We start from the raw sequence: 1,213 nt of genomic DNA, 5'->3' as shown, positions 1-1,213 counted from the left end.
CATCGCCCATGCGCGCAGCGGGTTGACCCACGGCGGTTCCTCCCTGATCAGTGTTTGATGGGGCCGTTGATCCCGACGACGGGCAGGTGGGCAGGATCCACGCCGCCCGAGAGCCCGCCTCCCAATCCCGTGCCGCCCGCCATGCCGAGTACCGAGCTCGCAAGGCCTGCGCCTTTGCCGCCCAGACCGGTGGCGGAGGCCAGCTGCGCCAGTTTGCCCAGGGTCGAAAAGGCATTTCCGCCCTCGAGCCCCGCCATCATCGAATCCATCGGGTTGTGGCCTTTGGCGGCAACCAGCGAATTCGCCATGGGCGAGCCGCCAGTGCCCTGTTCGGCGCTCCCCTCGGTGTCCGTGCTCGCGGGCGCATCAGTCTGGGCCGCCGGCGCACCGGGCGCTTTCTGGCTGGCGCCGCAATTGATCTGCACCAGGGCGGCGTCGGCGTTGATCGCCTGGCTCCCCTGGATCTCGATGTGAGTACCCGACAGATAGATACCGCCATCGGCTCGCAGCACGATCTTGGCCGCGCCGCAGGCGATCTCCAGGTGATCCGCTGCCTGGTGCAGCGAAACACCGCCCACTTTCAGCTCATGCCGCGATCCGATATCCAGGCTGTAGTCGCTGCCGACCTTCAGGGTCTTGCGCTTGCCCACCTGCGTCGATTGCTGCATGCCGACCACGGTGTTCATCATCATGCCGACATTGAGGCTGTAGCCCACCCCGATGGTGGTCATCCGAGCCAGGCCGATGTTTTCCATGTTGGCCATGCCGATGGTCTCGGTCTTGAGCTTGCCCACCTTGATCGACCAATTGCTGCCGATCTTGTCGGTCTCGTTCTTGTCGACGGTCTTGGTGCGGCTTTTGTGGACGCTCAGCTTTTCTTGACCGTCGACCGTTCGCTTGCGTGAGCCATGGACCTTGAGCGTCTCGTCACCGTCGACCGCTTCGGTGCGGTCCTGGTGGACCGTGATGCTTTCATTGCCGTCCACCGTTTCGGTGCGGTTCTTGTGGATGGTGATCGCCTCGTTGCCATCCACTTCCTCCGTGCGGTTGCCGTGCACCGTGATGGTCTCGTGACGGTCCACCGTCTCGGTGCGGTCGCGTTTGACCTGGGTCGTCTCATCACGGTCGATGGTCTTGCGTCGGTCGTTGCCCACCCAGTGGGTCTCGTCGTGCTCGACCTCGATGTCCTGGTTCTTCTCGGCGTGGATCCACA

1 protein-coding gene is annotated in these 1,213 nt (G+C 64.0%); it reads right to left on the bottom strand.

Annotation, left to right across the window (positions count from 1 at the left end; all coding sequences use genetic code 11):
• Window positions 1-47: 47 nt before the first annotated feature.
• A partial coding sequence (locus FM069_RS21490) for a bacteriophage T4 gp5 trimerisation domain-containing protein (protein ID WP_407681604.1) occupies window positions 48-1,213 on the bottom strand: 1,166 nt, incomplete at its 5' end.

This window comes from Pseudomonas mangiferae (assembly GCF_007109405.1).
Lineage (GTDB): Bacteria > Pseudomonadota > Gammaproteobacteria > Pseudomonadales > Pseudomonadaceae > Pseudomonas_T > Pseudomonas_T mangiferae.
This window is presented reverse-complemented; position numbering and strand designations above follow the sequence as displayed.